Origin of the sequence: Pseudomonas sp. GL-RE-29, from assembly GCF_019947275.1 — a bacterium.
GTDB lineage: Bacteria > Pseudomonadota > Gammaproteobacteria > Pseudomonadales > Pseudomonadaceae > Aquipseudomonas > Aquipseudomonas fluorescens_A.
Genome location: NZ_JAGYGD010000004.1, coordinates 239,119 through 258,016 on the forward strand (window position 1 = coordinate 239,119; position 18,898 = coordinate 258,016).

At 61.5% G+C, this 18,898-nt stretch carries 17 protein-coding genes; all 17 read right to left on the reverse strand.

Translation table 11 applies throughout. From position 1 onward, the window contains the following. Positions 1 to 10: 10 nt before the first annotated feature. The 17 genes from madM to pilG all read right to left on the reverse strand — a co-directional run bounded on the left by madM (position 11) and on the right by pilG (position 18,713). Entirely contained in the window at positions 11 to 775 is a 765-nt protein-coding gene (gene madM / locus KGB21_RS05855; protein WP_034147526.1) for a malonate transporter subunit MadM, read from the reverse strand. Position 776: 1 nt separating this feature from the next. Continuing rightward, positions 777 to 1,193 (reverse strand): malonate transporter subunit MadL, encoded by a 417-nt coding sequence (gene madL, locus KGB21_RS05860; protein WP_034147527.1) that lies wholly within the window; start codon positions 1,191 to 1,193, stop codon positions 777 to 779. Between the two features lie 65 nt (positions 1,194 to 1,258). Continuing rightward, complete coding sequence (mdcH, locus tag KGB21_RS05865) at positions 1,259 to 2,170, reverse strand: malonate decarboxylase subunit epsilon (RefSeq protein ID WP_223504149.1); 912 nt, start codon at positions 2,168 to 2,170, stop codon at positions 1,259 to 1,261. Next, a complete protein-coding gene (locus tag KGB21_RS05870) occupies positions 2,167 to 2,787 on the reverse strand; it encodes a malonate decarboxylase holo-ACP synthase (protein ID WP_223504151.1) in 621 nt (206 codons plus the stop codon). Before KGB21_RS05870 ends, mdcH begins: the two co-directional genes overlap by 4 nt. Further along, the gene (gene mdcE, locus KGB21_RS05875; RefSeq protein ID WP_223504152.1) at positions 2,781 to 3,584 is read right to left on the reverse strand and encodes a biotin-independent malonate decarboxylase subunit gamma; all 804 of its coding nucleotides are present in this window, start codon (positions 3,582 to 3,584) and stop codon (positions 2,781 to 2,783) included. Before mdcE ends, KGB21_RS05870 begins: the two co-directional genes overlap by 7 nt. Continuing rightward, positions 3,581 to 4,432, reverse strand: coding sequence for a biotin-independent malonate decarboxylase subunit beta (locus KGB21_RS05880; RefSeq protein WP_223504154.1), 852 nt, complete (start codon positions 4,430 to 4,432; stop codon positions 3,581 to 3,583). The genes mdcE and KGB21_RS05880 overlap by 4 nt, the downstream gene beginning before the upstream one ends. Further along, positions 4,425 to 4,724, reverse strand: a complete 300-nt coding sequence (locus KGB21_RS05885) for a malonate decarboxylase subunit delta (protein WP_034147532.1) — start codon at positions 4,722 to 4,724, stop codon at positions 4,425 to 4,427. Before KGB21_RS05885 ends, KGB21_RS05880 begins: the two co-directional genes overlap by 8 nt. Beyond that, positions 4,724 to 5,599, reverse strand: coding sequence for a triphosphoribosyl-dephospho-CoA synthase (locus KGB21_RS05890; RefSeq protein ID WP_223504156.1), 876 nt, complete (start codon positions 5,597 to 5,599; stop codon positions 4,724 to 4,726). Before KGB21_RS05890 ends, KGB21_RS05885 begins: the two co-directional genes overlap by 1 nt. Next, on the reverse strand, positions 5,599 to 7,269 hold the full coding sequence (mdcA, locus tag KGB21_RS05895) for a malonate decarboxylase subunit alpha (protein WP_223504158.1): 1,671 nt from the start codon (positions 7,267 to 7,269) through the stop codon (positions 5,599 to 5,601). The genes KGB21_RS05890 and mdcA overlap by 1 nt, the downstream gene beginning before the upstream one ends. Positions 7,270 to 7,494: 225 nt before the next feature. Beyond that, positions 7,495 to 7,920: a hypothetical protein gene (locus KGB21_RS05900; protein WP_034147535.1), complete on the reverse strand. Its 426-nt coding sequence runs from the start codon at positions 7,918 to 7,920 to the stop codon at positions 7,495 to 7,497. Next, complete coding sequence (locus KGB21_RS05905; protein ID WP_034147536.1) at positions 7,883 to 8,512, reverse strand: nucleotidyltransferase domain-containing protein; 630 nt, start codon at positions 8,510 to 8,512, stop codon at positions 7,883 to 7,885. Before KGB21_RS05905 ends, KGB21_RS05900 begins: the two co-directional genes overlap by 38 nt. Positions 8,513 to 8,572: 60 nt before the next feature. After that, entirely contained in the window at positions 8,573 to 9,040 is a 468-nt protein-coding gene (locus KGB21_RS05910) for a chemotaxis protein CheW (RefSeq protein ID WP_034147537.1), read from the reverse strand. Then, positions 9,033 to 15,059 carry an Hpt domain-containing protein gene (locus tag KGB21_RS05915; RefSeq protein ID WP_223504160.1) on the reverse strand — a complete coding sequence of 2,009 codons (6,027 nt, stop codon included), beginning with the start codon at positions 15,057 to 15,059 and terminating at the stop codon, positions 9,033 to 9,035. The genes KGB21_RS05910 and KGB21_RS05915 overlap by 8 nt, the downstream gene beginning before the upstream one ends. 61 nt (positions 15,060 to 15,120) lie before the next feature. Next, complete coding sequence (locus tag KGB21_RS05920; RefSeq protein WP_411741328.1) at positions 15,121 to 17,181, reverse strand: methyl-accepting chemotaxis protein; 2,061 nt, start codon at positions 17,179 to 17,181, stop codon at positions 15,121 to 15,123. A gap of 157 nt (positions 17,182 to 17,338) precedes the next feature. Next, on the reverse strand, positions 17,339 to 17,872 hold the full coding sequence (locus tag KGB21_RS05925; protein WP_034147540.1) for a chemotaxis protein CheW: 534 nt from the start codon (positions 17,870 to 17,872) through the stop codon (positions 17,339 to 17,341). 10 nt (positions 17,873 to 17,882) lie between these two features. Further along, complete coding sequence (pilH, locus tag KGB21_RS05930) at positions 17,883 to 18,248, reverse strand: twitching motility response regulator PilH (RefSeq protein WP_008068134.1); 366 nt, start codon at positions 18,246 to 18,248, stop codon at positions 17,883 to 17,885. 60 nt (positions 18,249 to 18,308) lie between these two features. Next, on the reverse strand, positions 18,309 to 18,713 hold the full coding sequence (gene pilG, locus KGB21_RS05935) for a twitching motility response regulator PilG (RefSeq protein WP_034147542.1): 405 nt from the start codon (positions 18,711 to 18,713) through the stop codon (positions 18,309 to 18,311). Between the last annotated feature and the right edge of the window lie 185 nt (positions 18,714 to 18,898).

The window sequence follows — 18,898 nt, forward strand, 5'->3', positions numbered from 1 at the left end:
ATTCTGGTAATTAGCCAACAATCCCGCGAACAATGAAGTACAACAACGAAGGCCCCAACAAGCACCCAAGACCGGTGTGGAACGTCGCCGTCAACGCGCCATAAGGCACCAGCCGCCGATCCGTCGCCGCCAGCCCCGCCGTCACACCGCTGACAGTCCCGGCCAAGCCGCCAAACACCATCGCCGAACGCGGGTTATCCAGGCCCATCCAGCGCGCTGCCATCGGCGTGCCGACCATCACCAGAATCGCCTTGATCAGCCCGGTGGCGATCGACAACGCCATCACATCCGAGGTCGCGCCAATCGCCGCCCCGGTCACCGGGCCGACAATGTAAGTCACCGCACCGGCACCGATGGTGGTCATGCTCACCGCATCGCGATAACCAAACACCCAGGCGATGCTCGCGCCGACAATGAACGGCAGCACCGTGCCCAACAGCAGCGCGATCACACCAATCATCCCGGCCTTTTTCGCTTCGGTGGCCTGCACTTCGAACGCCGTGGCGACGATGGCAAAGTCCCGCAGCATGGCGCCGCCCATCAAACCAATGCCGGAGAACAGCGTCAGGTCGGCCAGGCCTTTTTGCCCGCCGGTCAGGGTGCCGCCGACCCAGGCCAGGACCAGGCCAATGACAATGGCAATCGCCGAGCCGTGAATGCGCCCGAAGGTCAGGCGTTTCGAGAGGATGACCGACACCCACATGATCACGCCGACGAAGGCGAATGCAGTGACCAGGCCGTTATGTTCCAGCCCTTTCTCGATGAGATCCCACATATCAGCGACCTCCTACGGGTGTGCCAACGGGGCTCAACTCTTCGGGCTCATCGGGCAAGGGTTCGCCCTTGTGGGTCCGACTGATCAAGGCAATGGTGCAACCGCAGATCACCACCGAACCAATCGCCGCCAGCACCGCTACCGGGCCGCCGTGCAGCGCCGTGACGACGTTCTGTTGCGCGGCCATCGCCACCACCACCGGAATGTACATGGCGCCCCAGAAGCCGACGCCCATCTCGCAATCCTTGGTCATGCCGCCGCGCTTTTGCATCCACAACCGCGCGCAGATCAACAGGATCATCGCGATCCCGACCCCGCCGACATTGGACTTCACGCCCAGCAACACGCCGAGCATGTCACCCATGATCACCCCTGCCAGCGTACAAATCGCCAACAGCGCCACACCGTAAATAATCATTGTTGTTGTCCTCGAAGTGCATCGTCGAATGTTGTTTTTGTTGTTCGAAGCCTTGGGTCGAAGCTCTAGGGTTGGCGGCTTCCCTCCTCACGCAACAGCGCCTGCAAGGTATCGAGACGGGCACCGTCGAAAGCCATCACGGTGCCTTGCTCGAACACCCGGCGCGCCAGCCCGGTCAGCACCGCACCGGGCGGCAGTTCGATCTGTAGACGTACGCCGCGCTCGTAAGCGCTTTGCACCGTGCCGCGCCAATCCACCACGCGGCACATGTTGAAAGCCAGGTCGTCGCGCAAGGCTTCGGTGTTGATCACCGGCCGGGCGCGACTGCCGCTGAGGTAACCGAGGGTCGGCGTATTCAGCGGCACCTTGGCGAACGCTTCAGCCAGAAGCTTTGCGGGCGCATCCAGTAACGGGCAGTGCGACGGCACGCTGACTGCCAAGCGCTTGGCCAGCCCTGCACCGCAATCTTTCGCCAACCCGGCGACGGCTTTCATCGCGGCGTCGCTGCCTGCAATGACGACCTGGTTGTCGGCATTGATGTTGGCCAGGTAAACCGGCGTGTCGATGCTGTGCACCTGCGCCAGCAAACCTTCCACCGTCGCAAGGTCCAGACCAATGATCGCGGTCATGCCGTAGCCCCGTGGATAAGCCTGCTGCATCAACTCACCGCGCAGGCTGACCAGATGCAGCGCATCGCTGAAGCTCAACGCGCCCGCCACCACCGCAGCCGGATAGGCACCGATGGACAACCCGGCGACGTAATCGGCTGGCAACGACAACTGCCGCGCCGCCGCCACGCCGGCGATCAACAGGCACAACTGAACGGCCCGCGTCGATTGCAACGCTTCGGCAGAATCCAGCAGCAGTACATCTTCACCGAGCACGTCACTTGCTTCGTTCAACGTTTCCCGAGGCAAACGCTGAAGCATGCCCGGCTGCTGCGCGCCCTGACCGGGGAACACCAACAAGCTGCTCACGCTGCTTGCTCCTGCGGGTTCCACGGATCGAGCACCAGACAGGCCTGGCTGGCGTTTTTGAGCAACACGCGATGCGACGAACCGGCCCATTCGCGCAAGGCGACGGCGCCGAATGGCGTTTGCAGTTGCATGTCCACCACACAGGTGACGGTGTCGAGCGTCGCGACCAACGCCCGGGATTCGGCACGGCTCAGCGGCTGCGGTGTACGCAGGATCAAGTCGAGGTCGCTACCTTCGTGCAACGCCGTAAAACCACTCGCCAGTTCAAACCCGGCACTGCCGCTGACACCCCAGACCCAGCCGCACTTATCCAGCATTGGCCGCAGTTGCGTCAGGGCTCGCACGGCCGGCAATTCCCGGTCGATGTCGACGTGGCAGAGCTCTTCCGGCGATACGCGACGGCTAATCGACGCGATCGCCATCGACGTCGCATAACGCTGCTCACGCAAACGTCCACGCACGCCGACTGCAACCTGCCCTGCCACCGACAATGCGCGCCGAACCACGACTGGCTGACCGGCACGGAGGGACTCAACCACCCACGCAGGCGCATCCGCAGGCAGTTGTTCCGGGGTCATGCCCCAGAGCAGATCGTGGGCCAGAAGCATGTTCACCACTGTTCCCTCAACAACTGGCGAACCTTGCTCGACGCCGCACGATTGGCTGCGCCGAGACGACCACTCAGGTCGTGTCCCTTCGCCGCCACATCGCCGATCGCCAGATTCAGGCATTCAGTCACCCGCGCCAGATCGCTCGCCGACGGCTGTTCGATCTGCTCCACCGACAAGGTTTCCCAGAGCAAACCAAGGCTGGCATAGCTGTCGATGTCATACGCCATTGGCGGCACGCTGGCGGCCAGGGTTTCCAGTTCTTCGATACTGCGCAGCGTCACGCGCGCCGCCGATGCCTTGCCCATGGCATGCACCATCACGCCCGGATCACGCAGGGCAATCAGCCGATTAGCCTGATAACCGTGGGCGAGAAACGCCCCGGACATGGCCTTGCCCACCAGCAAACCGATCACGGCGTGCCCGGCCAGACGGGCGCGAGCATAACTGTCAGCGGCACCGGCCAGGGCTTGATGAATGCCGAGTGCTTCCTCACGGCGGCCATAAGCCTGACTCGGCACATCGACGATGGCGATCACGGCGCGTTTTTGCGGCTTGTCCTGATCAGCGGCGATGACTTCATCCACAACCTTGGCCAGACCCCAGCCTTCGAGCAAACCAACCTCGCCGTTACGGGCGCGTACAAACCGATTGTCGGGATCAGCCACCACAGCGATAAACCGCACCGGTTGCTCACCCAGAAATCCATCAGCCACTTTCAGCGACGCTGTCAAACCGTCGACCGCTTTGGCGCCAGCGCTCAAGGCGTTGAACCAGTTCAAGCCTCTCAGGGAATACGAACTCATGAGCGCTCTCCTTGATACAGATCGCGAACCACTGAAGGCTCGATTTGCGGTTCGGCGTCCAGACGCGCCAGCCGTTGCAGGAACAGTTCGGCCTGACTGCTGCGCTGCTGCGCAGGCAAACCTTTCTGGAGCAATTCGCTGACCTGTTGGCGGATCTGCGCCACGTCGTCAGAGGCGTAGCGATCCACCAGCCCTGTAGCAAAACGCTGCTCGCCACCGGTCAGGCTCCAGATAAACGGACGATCCCGCGAGTCGTATTCCTCAAGCCCGGCTTCTTGTTCAATCACTTGCGGGCCGTTCAACCCGAGGCGCGCTTCCTGGGTCACCAGCAAGTAGCTGCACAACCCGGCGGCAATCGACATGCCGCCGAAGCAACCCACGCTACCCGCAACCACACCGACCACTGGTTGGTACTGGCGCAGGTCGACAATCGCCGCGTGAATATCGGCAATCGCCGCCAAGCCAAGATTGGCTTCCTGCAAACGCACACCGCCGGTCTCCAGCAGCAACACGGCTCGGGTCGCAATGCCCTTGCGGTTATCTTCGGCGGCCAGTTCCAGCGCGCCGGCAATTTTCGCCCCGCCGACTTCACCGAGGCTGCCCCCCTGGAACGCGCCTTCGATGGCGGCGATCACCACCGGCAACCCGTCAATGCTGCCCTTGGCGATGATCACGCCGTCATCGGCCTGTGGCACCACACCTTGGCGCGACAGCCAGGGCGACATGACGCGTTGGAACGGGTCGAGCAATTCACGGAACGTGCCCGCATCGAGCAAGGCTTTCGCCCGTTGCCGCGCACCGAGTTCGACGAAGCTGTGTTTGGTCAGCAACGCTGCGCTGTCAGTCATGGCCGATCTCCTCGAAGCCTTGTTCCAGACGCAGGCGCACCACACCGGGGGTCGCGCCGAAATCGTGGATATCGATGTCCATTGCCGGTGGGGTCTGCCCGTCGAACATCCGCGCGAACAGGTGCTGCCAGCGTTGTTCGCTGCCATTGACCGAGGTCTGCACGGTGATGGTCAACTTGCCGGCCTGACCCGGTTCGATCAGCACTTCCAGATCGCCCGAACCGACACACCCCACCAGCGTGCGCCCACGAGGCGGCTGCCCGGCTGGGAATTCAAAGGATAAGGTTTCCATCAAAATGCTCCCTGGATGATGCCGTCGCCGGACTCGATGCGGTCGATGAACAGGCAGGCTGCGAGCAGGTCGGCAGCGCCGCCGGGCGAGGCATTCAACGCGATTAATTGTTGGTCCAGCTCATGCAACCGACGACGTCCGGCGAGGCTGGCACTGCCGCCCGCGTCGAGCACCGCTTGGGCACCGAGTTGCATGGTGTGCAGGCCTTCTTCCCCGGCGCGATACAGCACGCAGGTGTCGGCCAGGTTTGTCATGATCGCCAGCAGCGCATCGAGCCGGGCGTTCTGTTCGCCATGGCCGGTAGCGCGGCTGCGTTTGAGTTGCGGCAGTGCGCGTTGAGTCACGGCCGGGAACCCGAGTTGCGCCTCTTCACGGGCACCGCGCGCACCATAGCGAAGAGTGACCTGCGCGCCGTGACTCAGCGGACGCGGCGCGTAACGATCATCAAGCAAGGCAAGGCGTGCGGCGCGTAGAGAAATGGAGCTCGCGGCGGTGGATTGCGGCTCAAGCGCAACCGCGACGACCAGCAAGCCCAAGGCCCAGATCGCGCCACGGTGGGTGTTCACGCCGCTGGTGGTCGCGAGCATCGCTTGCTCGCCTTCACGTCCGATCAGGCCAATCGCTTCGCGCAGCGGTAAATTAATCTCGCCAATATCTATGGCGGCTTCAGCCATTTCCTTGAACGCCGGCCACAAGGCCAGGGCCGAGGCGTGCATCAGCCCGAGGTGCAAATCAGTGTGGGCACCGTTGCCGCGACGGTCGACCAGTGCCGGTTTCGGCGACAGGTCGGCTTCGTCGATCAGCGCGTCCACCGCCAGGTCCGCCAGCCGTTCGGCCAGGGTCAGGGTTTTCGGTTGCAGGTTGAATGCGTGCATTACCAGCTCCTGAACTTGGCGGGCGGGTTGTAGAGGCCACCCGACCACTCGACCAGATCGGCCACGCTTTTCGCCGCGAGCAGTTCGCGGGTGGCGTCGGTGCGGCGAATGCCGAGGTCTTCGGGCAAGGCGATCAAGCCTTCGCGGCGCATGCGCGCGGTGTCTTTCGGGTTGTGGCGCAAGCCGATGGCGGTGACGCCAGCGACGGCGGCGATCATCGCCTGGCGCTCTTCCAGCGAGCGCGCCTTGTACAGATAGGCGATGCCTTCTTCGGTCAGCAGATGGGTGACGTCGTCGCCGTAGATCATGATCGGCGCCAGCGGCATGCCGCTTTTCTTCGCCACTTCAACGGCGTCGAGGGTTTCGACGAAGGTCGGTTTGCCGCCCTCCTGGAAGGTCTCGACCATTTGCACCACAAGTTTCTTGCCACGTTCGAGCATCGGTTCGGCCGCGTCGCCGTGGCGCATGTCGAGCCAGGCCGGCGTGCCGTGACGGCGACCGCGTGGGTCGTGGCCCATGTTCGGTGCCCCACCAAATCCGGCCAGGCGTCCGCGGGTCACCGTGGAAGAGTGACCATCGCCATCGACTTGCAGCGTGGCGCCGATGAACAGGTCCACCGCGTACTGTCCGGCAAGCTGACTGAACATCCGGTTGGAACGCATGGAGCCGTCACGTCCGGTGAAGAACACGTCAGGCCGGGCGGCGATGTAGTTTTCCATGCCCAATTCGGTGCCGAAACAATGCACGCTTTCGACCCAGCCGCTTTCAATCGCCGGGATCAACGTCGGGTGCGGATTGAGCGTCCAGTTGCGGCAGATTTTGCCTTTGAGGCCGAGGGATTCGCCGTAGGTCGGCAGGATCAATTCGATGGCGGCGGTATTGAAACCGATGCCGTGGTTGAGCGACTGCACATTGTGTTTTTCGTAGATCCCGCGAATCGCCATCATCGCCATCAACACATGCACAGGCTTGATGTGGCGCGGGTCGCGGGTGAACAGCGGTTCGATGTAGAACGGCTTGTCAGCCACCACCACGAAATCGACCCAGGAGGCGGGAATGTCGACGCGAGGCAGTTCGCTGACGTCGTCCACCAATTGGTTGACCTGGACGATGACGATGCCGTCGCTGAACGCGGCCGGTTCGATTAAGGCGGGGGTGTCTTCGGTACTCGCGCCGGTGTAGATGTTGCCGGCGCGATCGGCCATGAAACCGGCCGAGAGCACGACGTTGGGAATCAGGTCCACCACCAGCCGTGCGTAAAGCTCGATGTAGGTGTGGATCGCGCCGATTTCCAGCAGGCCGTCTTCAAGCAATTGGCTGATGCGCAGGCTTTGGGTGCCGGCGAAGGCGAAATCGAGTTTGCGGGCGATACCGCGTTCGAACAGGTCCAGGTGCTCGGCGCGACCGACGCTGGGCATGATCATGTGCAAATCATGCAGCTTGGCCGGGTCAGCCTTCACCAGTGAACGGGAAAGAAAATCCGCCTGCTTCTGGTTGTTGCCCTCCAGCACCACACGGTCGCCGGGCAGGATCAACGCCTCGAGCGCCGCCACGATCTTGTCGGTGGGCAACACCACACCATCGGCGAGACCTCGCACCAGTTCGAGACGCCGCTGCTTCTCGCTGCGCCGCCGCGTCCATCGCGAGTCGGGGGATATTGTTGTTGTCATGACCACTCCACGGGTTCGCTGTCGTGGGGTCACCTTAGGAGCGTTGGGTGCGGGGCATCAATCAAGCAGAGCGGTGGATTGTTACGGTCAAAGTAATGGTTGCTCAATTTGACGCTATCGCGAGCAGGCTCGCCCCACGCAGGATCTACGTCATGCATTAAACCTGTGGGAGCGAGCCTGCTCGCGATGGGGACATCAAATCGTTTCGAAGCTTCCATTAAAGAATCACAGTCCAGCCATTTGCTGCTCCACGCGGATCAACAATTGCGCCGTGCATTCCAGCAACTGCCCCAGCAACGCCTCATCTTCATCCATATAGCCTTCGTACTCCGCCAGGTTGCGTCGTTCATGGCAAAGGGCGAATAGCCGAACCTGCACTTTGCCGAAGCCCGCAGTGTGAATCAGGCACTGGAAAACCAGGTAACGCTTGTCCGAACGGTAACCACACAGCCTAAGCGCCGTCAGCGCCATCCCATGGGCAGCGTTGTAGGCCAGATCAAATCGACTTGCGAACGAAAGCGACGGGGTTAGTGCATCCTTCAAGCGATCCGTTGCCGAACGCATCAAACCCTCACATTCCTTGCGATCCGGCGCCTCGGCCTTCAATCCACCACTACGTAAAAGATTCTCCAGATTCTCGTTGCTGCCCATCCTTGGACTCCAAAGGGCTTTCACCCATCAGGTTGATCTTTTCCTGCTGCGCAACCCGCATGACGAAGCTGTTTTCGGCCGACAGTTTTGCGACCCAGTCTTCTGGGGTATAGAGCGTCGGATTAAGGGTGCGGCCCAGATGTTCTTCCAGAGGCAAGAGCCGCTCCATCACATCACTGTAGTGCAGACCTTCACCGATGAGCATGAGATCAATGTCACTGGATGCGTTTGCCTGATCCTTGGCGATGGAACCGTAAACAAACGCCCATGTGAGTTGTTCGGCGAAGGGTTGTAGCGCGTCACGTAACGGCTCGGCGATACCGAACGTTTTCCGGGTGATACCCAGTAGTTCGGTATAAATCGGGCAATCGGGATTGGCTTGATAGTGGGTCTGGTTACCCAGTCGTGACATCGTCAGCACGCCCGCTCGTTGCAAGCGTTCCAGTTCGCGCATGAGGCTGCCTTTACCGACCTGAGCCCAGCGGGCTATTTCATTGGCGTAAAAACTTCGGTCAGGTTTGCCAAACAACAGGCCCAACACTTTTTGCTGGGTAGTGGTGAATAAAGCTTCACTCAGCGACAGGTTTTCCATGGCAACAACCGAAAGTCCCAAAAAGGGAACTTTAGGTCCCCTTATGGGAATCTTCAACCTTCAGATCAACCCCGCCCCCACCAGCAATTCCTCCAACGCCAACAAATCCGGCACCTTGGCCACTTGATCGCCCACCTGCACCGCCGCTTTTTCCAGCGAGCACAACGGCACGTCGACATAGCTCAACTGGCTGTCGAGCTTGTAGGAGCGTGGGATCCCCTGAATCAGCATCGCCATGAATTTCACTTCAGGCCGACCGCCCAATGCATTGAGAATGACGATCCGCGCGCGCTCGCCAATGGCGATTTTGTGGCCGCACGCCGACTCGAAACTGAGTAATGGGATCTGCCGGTTACGCCACGTCACCCGGCCGAGATACCAGGGTGGCGTATCGAGGTCGAATGCCGCCGGTTGGTAATCGATCAGCTCGGCGACCGCGACGTTGGGCAGGATCAGGTTACGGTCGGCCAGGGGCAGCAGCAGGCCGGTGAGGTTACTGGTGCGCTGGCTCATTAGCCGTTCAAGCATGGGTTTTGCTCCACAGGGCAATGCTTTCGAGCAGTACCGATTCCTGGTACGGCTTGCCGAGGTAGTCGTTGACACCGATGGCCATGGCGCGGTCGCGGTGTTTTTGCCCGGTGCGCGAGGTGATCATGATGATCGGCAGGTGCTGCAAGCGCTCATCGTTGCGCACTTGGGTCGCCACTTCGAAGCCGTCCATGCGCGGCATTTCGATGTCCAGCAGCATCACGTCCGGCAGGTGCTCTTCGAGCAGCAGCATGGCATCGACACCGTCCTTGGCCGTCAGCACGTTCATGCCGTGACGTTCGAGCAAACGGCTGGTGACCTTGCGCACGGTGACCGAGTCGTCGACCACCATGACCAGCAACGGCCGCTGCGGTTCGACCTCCAGTTCATGGGTTTTCGACCGCTGCGGCACGTGCGCTTGCAAGGCGCGGATGGGCGCCAGCAAATCCAGAATCAGCACCACCCGGCCATCGCCCAGAATCGTCGCCCCGGACACGCCCTGCACCGCCGCAAACTGTGGGCCGAGGCTCTTGACCACGATCTCGCGGGTGCCGGCCATGGCGTCGACCTGCACGGCGATGTGGCGCTCGTTGCATTGCACCAGCAACACTGGCAGCGGCAAGCTCTGGCCCAGCAATTTTGGCCGTGGACTGGTTTTGAGCAGCTCGCCCAGATAGCACAGCTCATAGCGTTGCCCGGCGTATTCATACGTCGGTGGATCAAGGCGGAAATGCCCTTCGAGTTCATTGGGCAAGACGCGGACGATGCCTTCGATGGTGTTCAGCGGGATCGCGTATTGATCTTCCCCGCAGTGCACCATCAGCGCACGGTTGACCGACACCGTGAACGGCAGGCGAATACGGAAATGCACACCCTGCCCCGGCACCGAGTCGATGCTCATGCTGCCGCCCAGTTGCCGCACCTCTTCATGCACCACGTCCATGCCGACGCCACGCCCGGAAATCTGGGTAATTTTTTCGGCAGTGGAGAACCCCGGTTGCAGGATAAATTGCAGCACCTCGCGGTCGCCGATTTCACTGTTCGGATCGAGCAAGCCGCGCTTGATGGCTTTGCGTTGCACTGCTTCCAGCGGCACACCGGCGCCGTCGTCGCGGATATCGAAAATGATGTCGCCGCCCTCGCGCAACAGGTCGAGGGTGATCCGTCCCTGTGCCGGTTTGCCCGCTGCGACCCGCACTTCGGCGGATTCCAGGCCATGGTCCACGGCGTTGCGCAGCATGTGCTCCAGCGGCGCGGCCATGCGTTCGAGGACGTTGCGGTCCATTTCACCCTCGGCGTTGCCGACGATGAACTCGACGTCCTTGCCCAACTCCTCGGACACCTGACGGACGATGCGCTTCAAGCGCGGCAGCATCCGTTCGAACGGCACCATGCGCGTGCGCATCAGCCCTTCCTGCAACTCGGTGTTGATGCGGCCCTGCTGCTGGAGCAGGTTTTCCGCGTCGTGGTTGCGACGGTCCAGGGTTTCCTTGAGATCGAGCAAGTCGGAGGCGGATTCGAACAAGGCGCGCGACAGTTGCTGCAATTGTGAGTGGCGGTCCATTTCCAGCGGATCGAATTCTTCGTAGCCCTGGCGTTCGGCGTCGACTTGCTGACGGCTGAGGATCCGGCCCTGGGTTTCGGTATCGAGGCGGCGTAACTGGTCGCGCATCCGCTCGATGGTGGTTTCCATCTCGTTTAGCGTCACTTGAGCATCACTGACCTGCTGCTCGATTCGCCCTCGGAAAATCGACGTCTCGCCGGCCAGGTTGACCAGATCGTCGAGCAGCTCCGCCGAGACCTTGACCATGTCTGCACCGGCGTCGGGTTGCAGTACCGGGGTTTCGGTTTTTATGGCGGCGGGCAGCACGATGGGCGCAGTGGCAGCGCCAGGCACCACCGGATGGCTGAAATTCTTGATCGCATCGATCAGTCGGTCGGCTGGCGGCAATGGCTCACCGGCACGGGTGGCGTCGAGCATTTGCGCCAGTCGGTCATGGCTGCGTTGCAGCAACTCGAACAACGCCGAAGAGGGTTTCAGAACACCCGCGGACAAGCCTTCGTAGAGGAATTCCAGTTCATGGGCCAAATCGCCGATCGGCGCGATTTCCACCATGCGCGCACCGCCCTTGAGGGTGTGCAAGTCGCGCAACAGGGTTTCCACTTCCTGACGGCTCGAAGGCTCGGCCTGCCAACGCACCAGCGCCGCACCCGAGCTTTCGATGATGTCGAAACCTTCCTCGAGGAAGATGTCCAGCAACTCACTGTCGTGATGAGTCGAGTCGTCGCTCGCGGCGGGTTCGGCAACATCGGCACTGCCCACGTGGCCTTGCCTGAACGCTCGGATCGCTTCAATCAGTTCGTTTGGGTCGCCCAAGGGTTGATGCTGTTGCAACTGTTCAAGCATCAGTGCCAGACGGTCATGGCTCTGTTGGAGCAACTGCGCCAGCTCTTCGCTTTGGCTGTAACGGCGGTCCACCAGCCCTTGGTAAAGGCTCTCCAGTTCATGGGCCAGATCGCCGACCGGTCCGACCTCGGCCATCCGCGCGCCACCCTTGAGGGTGTGCAGGTCGCGTTGCAAGGACGACAACGGTGCGGCGTTGTGCGGCTCGCTCAACCAGCGCTGCAAGGCCTGGTTGGCGCTTTCGAGGATATCCACCGCTTCTTCGAGGAAGATCGAAACGATCTCGTCGTCCAGTTCTATTGTGGGAGCTGGCTTGCCAGCGATGGGCGTTAACGATGACGCGTTTTCATTGGATAAACGTGGCGCCTGTGAATCCATCGCTGGCAAGCCAGCTCCCACAGTGGTCTGTGCCGGTTTTTCCACAGCGGTTTGTGCCAATTCGGCGGTGGCATCGGACAGGTCGCGAATGCTCAGCGAACGGCTGCCGTCGCTGCGAATCAGCCCCATCGCCGACGGGTCGAGGCTCTGGTCGAGCAAACCGTGCAAGGCGCGAATCCGCTCCGGCTGCGGGCTGACTTCCTGGCCGGCAGCCAGCTCGTCGAGCATGTTGATCAGCGCTTCGTGGGCACTTTGCGCCTCATGGAAAAACGCTTCGCTAACCGCCAGGCTGCTTTCCTCCACGGCGCCGTACAGGTCAAGCAAGGCTTCGCAGAGTTCATCCACCGGATGCAAATCGGCCAGGTGCGCGCCTTCGCCAAGAGTGGTCAATTCGTCCAGCAACGCGCTGAGTTCCTGGCGCTCTCCGGGGTGCTGTTGCCAGCGCTGCAGCAGGCTTTCGGCGTCGAGCAGGATGTCCATGCCCTGGGCCAGAAAGTTGTTGATCAACTGCGGATCGCGCTTGATCCGTAGCCCGCTGCTCGGTGTGTTCGACAGGCTGGCCAGGCGTTCGACAAGCAAGGCCTGGGTGCGCTCAATCAACGATGCAGCGTCTGGAATCTCGGCCAACGGATCGCTCTTGAGCTGGCGCAAGCCGAGCCGGAACAAGCCTTCGGCTTCCAGCAGCACTTCGACTTCATCAAGGTCGAGGGCGATTTGGTGGGCCTTGTATTCCCGGGCCAGTTGATCGAGCGGCGCGGCCAGCTCGGCAATCGGCAAAACTCCGGCCATCGATGCGCTGCCCTTGAGGGTGTGCAAGGCGCGCTGTAATTCGTCGCTGGCCTGCAACGGCACGTGCTCGGCGGCCTGATCGAGAAAGCGATTGAGACTGGCCAAGTGGGTTTCGGCTTCTTTGCGGAAGATCTCCAGCAACAGCGGATCGAGGGCCGAGACGTCCTGGGTGTCTTCATCGGCAGCCGACTCCTCGCCCTTGGCCAGGGCATGGGCGTGGGCGGCCAATTGGTCGACGTCGTTGCGCTGGCGCTGGGCGTCGGCGGCATATTCAGCCACCAGCTCCGGCAGCAGCTCCACGACCTCGCCCAGGAGTTGCTGCACCGCAGCGCCCGGCGCGACGCTGTGTTCCAGCACCCGATTAAGCAGGTTTTCCATGGCCCAGGCCAGTTCGCCCAACACCAGCGCACGGACCATCCGGCCACTGCCCTTGAGGGTGTGGAAGGCACGGCGCACCTCACTCAGGGCTGAGGTGTTTTCAGGATTGGCCGACCAACGCGGCAAGTATTCGCGAAGAATCTCAAGGACCTCGTCAGTCTCTTCGAGGAACACTTCGCGCAATTCTTCATCCACCGGCTCTTCACCGGCAGGCGGCGGCAACAGGCTGCCCGGTGTGGTCAGGGCCGGAGGGTTCAGGGCGGAAACCGGACTGGCGAGCACATCGGCCAGGGTCTGCACGATGGCCGGACCATCCAGCTCCTGCATTTGTTGCATGACCTGTGCTTCGCTGGGGCTCAACACGTCCTCAAGCACCGGCACATGCTGTTCAGAGGGGAAGAAACCGAGGGACGCCAGGCTTTGTTCGGCGATATCGAGCAACTGCTCACCGGGGGCTTCCGGGTCATCGTTGAGGCGCTCAAGGTAGTATTCGAGGCTGGCGATCACGTCGGCCAGGCTGTCCAGTTCCTGCCAACCGGGCTGCCCCGGATCAAGCAGCAGATGCTCGCGGATGAAGTGGTTGCAGGTTTCGATCAGGCCCGCCGCGCGGCTCAGCGGAATCATCGCCAGCGCACCGCGCACTTGGGTCAACAAGGCCGGCAACGCCTGCAAATGCTGGCGGTCCCAATCGGCGTCGATGTAGTCGACGATCATGTCCTTGGCCTGTTGCAGGCAGATGCGTGCTTCCTTGATCACGATCTGATGGATCTGCGTCAGGTCGGTGGTCGGCAGGCGGCTTTCTTCCTGGCTTTCGGGTTCTACGGTGCCGACCATTCCGGCCAGTGTCGCCTCGACGTAAAGCAAGGCCCCGGCGACGTCCATGAGAATCGCATCATCGGGCGCACGCTGGCCCTGGGCGAGGCTCAGCACCACCGCCAGTTGATCGATGATGACTTTGCGCGGCTGGCCGAAACCCAGCACCGCCAGGGTGTCGGCGATTTGCCGCAGCGGTGCCAACAGGCTCTCGAGATCGGAGGTGTGTTGCCGGTCACTGCGTACGAACAGGTCAAGGCGCTCCTTGACCCGCACCAGCTCTTCGCAGAGCGCCGCCAATACCGAGCGCATGGCGTCGCGGTCAGGACCGGCCAGCCGTGCGCGTTCTTCATCGACCATCGCGCTGTCCGGCAGCGCATCGTCCAGTCCGTAACGATCTTTCATGGTCAGCATCTGCCCGGTGGGGTGTTCGGCTTTGGCTATGTAGAACAGCAAGCTTTTAAGCAACTCCGGCGGTGCCGGCTGATTGGCTGCGCGCATGCCCTGTTCGAGCAGGCGCTTCAGTTCTTTGTCGGCGTCCTTGAACAGGCTGCGCAAGGCCGGACTGTTGGCGATAGCACCGCCGCGCATGCCTTCGACCAGCGCCGAAGCGACCTGCCACAGCGGGCTCAGGGGCGCGCTGTCGCACAGGCTTTCGAGTCGGCTGAACACGGTCGCCAGATAACCGAGATGCGTGTCGTCATCCTGCTCGCGCAGCAAACCGACCAGAGCCATCTGCAACATCTGCCGCAACTTGCGCAGCACACTCGGCAGGTCTGCCGGTTCCAGCCGCTTCAGCGCTTCTTCATCCAGCGCTGGCAGGTCGGGCAGTTGCGGGCTGAACAGGCTGGTTTCCGACAACAGACTTTCACCACGAGCACTGCGCAAATCGTTGATCAGCGGCAGCACCACCAGCGGCAAATCGCGGCGGGCGCTCTGCACCCTGTCGAGGTAGATCGGCAGCTGGCCGAGAGCTTGCAGCATCAGGTGCAGCGCCTCGTCACGATGGCTGACGCGGTTCTGTTGCAGGGCGGTGGTCAACCGTTCCATCTCTTCGGCGAGCAGGGCCGCGCCGTAGAATTCGACCATCTGCAAACTGCCGTGAACCTGATGGATGCACGCCAGGCATTCGCTCAGGGCGTGCGTCGCCTGCGGGTCATCAAGCTGGGTTTCGATCGCGTGATGAGCCTGCTTCAGCGTTTCGGCAATCTCGCCTTTGACCCACTCAAGGGCCACATAGTCGTGCCGATCACCCATAACCACTCCAGTTCCCGCTTCAGTCAAAATGCCAATCAAGACGCCAAGGCCCGAGGGCGGTTCAAGCTTCGTCCGCCACTTGCGCCTTGGCGGCCGGCAAGGTGAAACCGGACACCGAGCGCCGCAGCTGGCTGGCCATTTTCGCCAGGTTGCCGATGCTCTCGGCGGTGGCAGTGGAGCCGGACGAAGTCTGCGAGGTGATCTGCTGGATCACGTTCATCGTCAGGGAAATCTGCCCGGCAGACGACGTCTGTTGCTGGGCGGCGTTGGAAATACTCTGGATCAGCGCCGCGAGGGTTTTGGAAACCCCTTCGATTTCTTCCAGGGCCACACCGGCATCCTGCGCCAGACGCGCGCCGCGCACCACTTCGGTGGTGGTCTGTTCCATGGAAATAACCGCTTCGTTGGTGTCGGTCTGAATCGCCCGCACCAGGGTTTCGATTTGCCGGGTGGCGGCGGACGAACGCTCGGCCAGCCGTTGCACTTCGTCTGCGACCACCGCAAAACCACGCCCGGCATCACCGGCCATGGAGGCCTGGATGGCCGCGTTGAGGGCCAGGATGTTGGTTTGATCGGCGATGTCATCGATCAGGCTGACAATGTCACCGATTTCCTGGGAAGACTCACCGAGGCGCTTGATGCGCTTGGCGGTGTCCTGAATCTGCTCGCGGATGTTGTCCATGCCGTGGATGGTGTTGTGCACCACCTCGTTGCCCTTGTTGGCGATCTCCACCGAACGCTCGGCCACCGCTGAGGATTCGGCGGCGTTGGCCGACACCTGATCGATGGACTGGGCCATGTCGTTGATCGCGGTGGAGGCTTCGGAAATCTGCTGCGCCTGATGCTCCGACGCCTGCGCCAGGTGCATGGCGGTGGCCTGGGTTTCCTGCACGGCGGCGGCGACCTGGCCAGCGGTAAGGTTGATGGTCGCCACGAGATCGCGCAATTGGTCCACGGAATAGTTGATCGAATCGGCGATAGTCCCGGTGAAGTCTTCGGTCACCGAAGCGGTTACCGTCAGGTCGCCATCGGCGAGGTCTTCGATCTCGTCGAGCAGGCGCATGATCGCGTTCTGGTTGCGCTCGTTTTTCTCGGCGGTTTCCCGCAGTTGGCGATTGGTTTCGCGCACCATCACCAGACCGATGAGGATGATCGACATCAATGCAGCCAGGCCCAGCACGTAACCACCGATGGTGTCGGTTTTGCGCCCGCCGGCAAGGTTTTCGAAACCGCTGGCCAGGTGCGAGGCTTCGTCGAGCAAGGTTTGCGACAGGCTGAAAATGTTGCTGGCAGACTCCCGGACCTTGAACAGTTCCGGCGAGGTTTCGAGGATTTCATCGACGGAGCCGGAGACGAATTCGAACAGTTCGGAAATTTCCATCAAGCGCGCACGCGCATCGCGGTCTTCGACCTGGCTGACCCGCAGCGCTGTGTTGCCCTGCAGCATGCCGTTGAGAACCTGGCCGAAACGCGCCGCATCGCGACCGAAGGCGTCAGCGGCCTGCTGTGAACTTTCGTCGCCGGACAGCACGGTATTCACCGCGCCGAGAATCCGTTCGGCCAGCAGCGATTGACGCTGGGCCATCGCCACCTGGGCCGCCGGAGCGCCGCGCTGCAAGAGGATTTCCACCACTTTTTCGTACTCGACCTGCAACTGCGGCACGGTTTCGCCCAGAGTCGAGGCGACTTGGTGCAGCGACAAAACGGTCTGTTCGCTGGAGAGGATGGCGTCGGTGTTTTTCAGCAGGCGTTCCCAGTCCATCTGCACGGCGCGCATTTCCGGACGCACCTCGGACGGTGCCGGTGGCAAGCCGGTGGCCGGGTCGCCTTTCTTCAGATAGCTCCAGCGCTGGGCAAAATCGTTGCGCGCGTCGCTGAGCAATTTGAATGCCGCGGCCTTGCCGGCGGCGGCTTCGGTGGCGTTCTTGGCGATGCGCTGGGACAGCACGCGCAGCTCACCGGCGTGGCCGATGTATTGTTTGTCGCAAGTGGCCTGGGTGTTGAGGTACGCGAAGTTGGCGAACAACAGCATGATGAAGATGATCAGTGCGATAAACAGCACGATGATCTGCGAACGACTGCGCGACCCTTCCATTGGCTTGCCTGTTTTTGCTTTTATCATCGGTCTTCGCCTGTTAATCCACGCTTTCCAAGACTTGCCCAACCCCCCTGTGGGAGCGGGCTTGCCCGCGATAGCGGTATGTCAGTCGACACATGTGTTGGCTTTGAGTCCCTCATCGCGAGCAAGCTCGGCTCCCACAGGTCCTCTGTTGTACCGGCTATAGCGCCACGTTCATGAATCCCTGCGCCCGCGCCAGCGCAAACGGGCTGAACACCTGCCAGCTCTGCTCTCGCTGAAACCGGCCCTCGATAAACGCTGAAATCGGCCCACTCGAATGATCTGCCGGCTTCAGGCTGTCCTGGGCAAAGTGCTGCAAGCCGAAGACCTCATCGACCAACAACCCGGCAAACACCTCGTTATGCTCCACCACCAACACCCGCCGTTGCTTGCGCGCCGTCGAGACTTCGTGACCAAAGAAACCGCACAAATCCATGATCGGCAACAAACGCCCACGCAAATTGGCCACGCCCTTGACCCAGGGCTTGACCCCCGGCACTTGAGTGAAGCGCGGCTCGTGCAGCACTTCACTGACTTCGCCCATGGGGGCGACGTACCAGTGCTCGCCCAGGCGAAAGCCGATGCCGCTCCAGCTATCCTGCCGGGTTGGTTGAGACGGCAGATCCGCTGCCAGCAGACGACAGCGCTGGTCGATCTGCAGCAGCAGTTCAAAAGCCGTCAGCGACTCGTTCATGGCCGGCTGATCAACCGGCCAGCACGTTGTTCAGGGTCTTGATCAGGGTTTCTTCGTCGACTGGTTTGGTCAGGTAGTCCTTGGCGCCCTGGCGCGTGCCCCAGACCTTGTCGGTTTCCTGATCCTTGGTGGTGATGATGATCACCGGGATGTGCCCGGTTTCCGGGTCTTTGGTCAACTGACGGGTCGCCTGGAAACCGTTGAGGCCGGGCATCACAATGTCCATCAGCACTGCGTCGGGTTTTTCCTGGCGGGCCAGGGCCACGCCGTCCGCGCCGTTTTCGGCTTTCAAGACTTCATGACCGTGCTTTTCCAGCATGCCGGTCAGTTTGTACATTTCGGTCGGCGAATCATCGACGATCAGAATACGTGCCATGGTCTTCCCCATTTTTCTTGTCGACATCCGGCCCGCTGGCCGAGCGTCACTGTGCGTGTCTTACTGCGGCAAAACAGCGGCGAAGCCCGGAACATGGGCCTGGATCGCGTTGAGCAGTTCTTCCTTGCTGAAAGGCTTGGTCAGAAACTGATCGGAGCCGACGATGCGCCCCTTGGCCTTGTCGAACAGCCCGTCCTTGGACGACAGCATAATCACTGGCGTGGACTTGAATGCACTGTTGTTCTTGATTAAAGCGCAGGTCTGATAGCCATCCAGACGCGGCATCATGATGTCGACGAAGATGATGCCGGGGTGATTGTCGGCAATCTTGGCCAGCGCATCGAAACCGTCGATGGCCGTGATGACCTCACAACCCACGTTCTTGAGCAGCGTTTCGGCGGTGCGGCGAATCGTCTTCGAATCGTCGATCACCATGACCTTCAAGGCGCTGGGTTGCTGGTCCATAAATGATCTGCCGTCGCCTTTGTGAAACAATTTGTCCGTTTGGCCGCTCGAAACCCTTGAAGCTCAAGGCCCGGCGCCACTTGGCAGCCTTTTTAGCACAGTCTCCAAACGCAATCTATCGGCCGGCCCTGGCAGTGGTTTTTCCTTGACCGGGAACACACTCAGCGCCACTCTGACGCCACTTT

Coding starts and splice junctions, on each gene's coding strand:
- pilG (WP_034147542.1), bottom strand. CDS start 18,713: ATGGACCAGCAACCCAGCGCCTTGAAGGTCATGGTGATCGACGATTCG.
- KGB21_RS05880 (WP_223504154.1), bottom strand. CDS start 4,432: ATGACTGACAGCGCAGCGTTGCTGACCAAACACAGCTTCGTCGAACTC.
- KGB21_RS05925 (WP_034147540.1), bottom strand. CDS start 17,872: ATGAACGAGTCGCTGACGGCTTTTGAACTGCTGCTGCAGATCGACCAG.
- madM (WP_034147526.1), bottom strand. CDS start 775: ATGTGGGATCTCATCGAGAAAGGGCTGGAACATAACGGCCTGGTCACT.
- KGB21_RS05915 (WP_223504160.1), bottom strand. CDS start 15,059: ATGGGTGATCGGCACGACTATGTGGCCCTTGAGTGGGTCAAAGGCGAG.
- KGB21_RS05890 (WP_223504156.1), bottom strand. CDS start 5,599: ATGCACGCATTCAACCTGCAACCGAAAACCCTGACCCTGGCCGAACGG.
- KGB21_RS05905 (WP_034147536.1), bottom strand. CDS start 8,512: ATGGAAAACCTGTCGCTGAGTGAAGCTTTATTCACCACTACCCAGCAA.
- madL (WP_034147527.1), bottom strand. CDS start 1,193: ATGATTATTTACGGTGTGGCGCTGTTGGCGATTTGTACGCTGGCAGGG.
- KGB21_RS05920 (WP_411741328.1), bottom strand. CDS start 17,181: ATGATAAAAGCAAAAACAGGCAAGCCAATGGAAGGGTCGCGCAGTCGT.
- KGB21_RS05900 (WP_034147535.1), bottom strand. CDS start 7,920: ATGGGCAGCAACGAGAATCTGGAGAATCTTTTACGTAGTGGTGGATTG.
- mdcA (WP_223504158.1), bottom strand. CDS start 7,269: ATGACAACAACAATATCCCCCGACTCGCGATGGACGCGGCGGCGCAGC.
- KGB21_RS05910 (WP_034147537.1), bottom strand. CDS start 9,040: ATGCTTGAACGGCTAATGAGCCAGCGCACCAGTAACCTCACCGGCCTG.
- pilH (WP_008068134.1), bottom strand. CDS start 18,248: ATGGCACGTATTCTGATCGTCGATGATTCGCCGACCGAAATGTACAAA.
- mdcE (WP_223504152.1), bottom strand. CDS start 3,584: ATGAGTTCGTATTCCCTGAGAGGCTTGAACTGGTTCAACGCCTTGAGC.
- KGB21_RS05885 (WP_034147532.1), bottom strand. CDS start 4,724: ATGGAAACCTTATCCTTTGAATTCCCAGCCGGGCAGCCGCCTCGTGGG.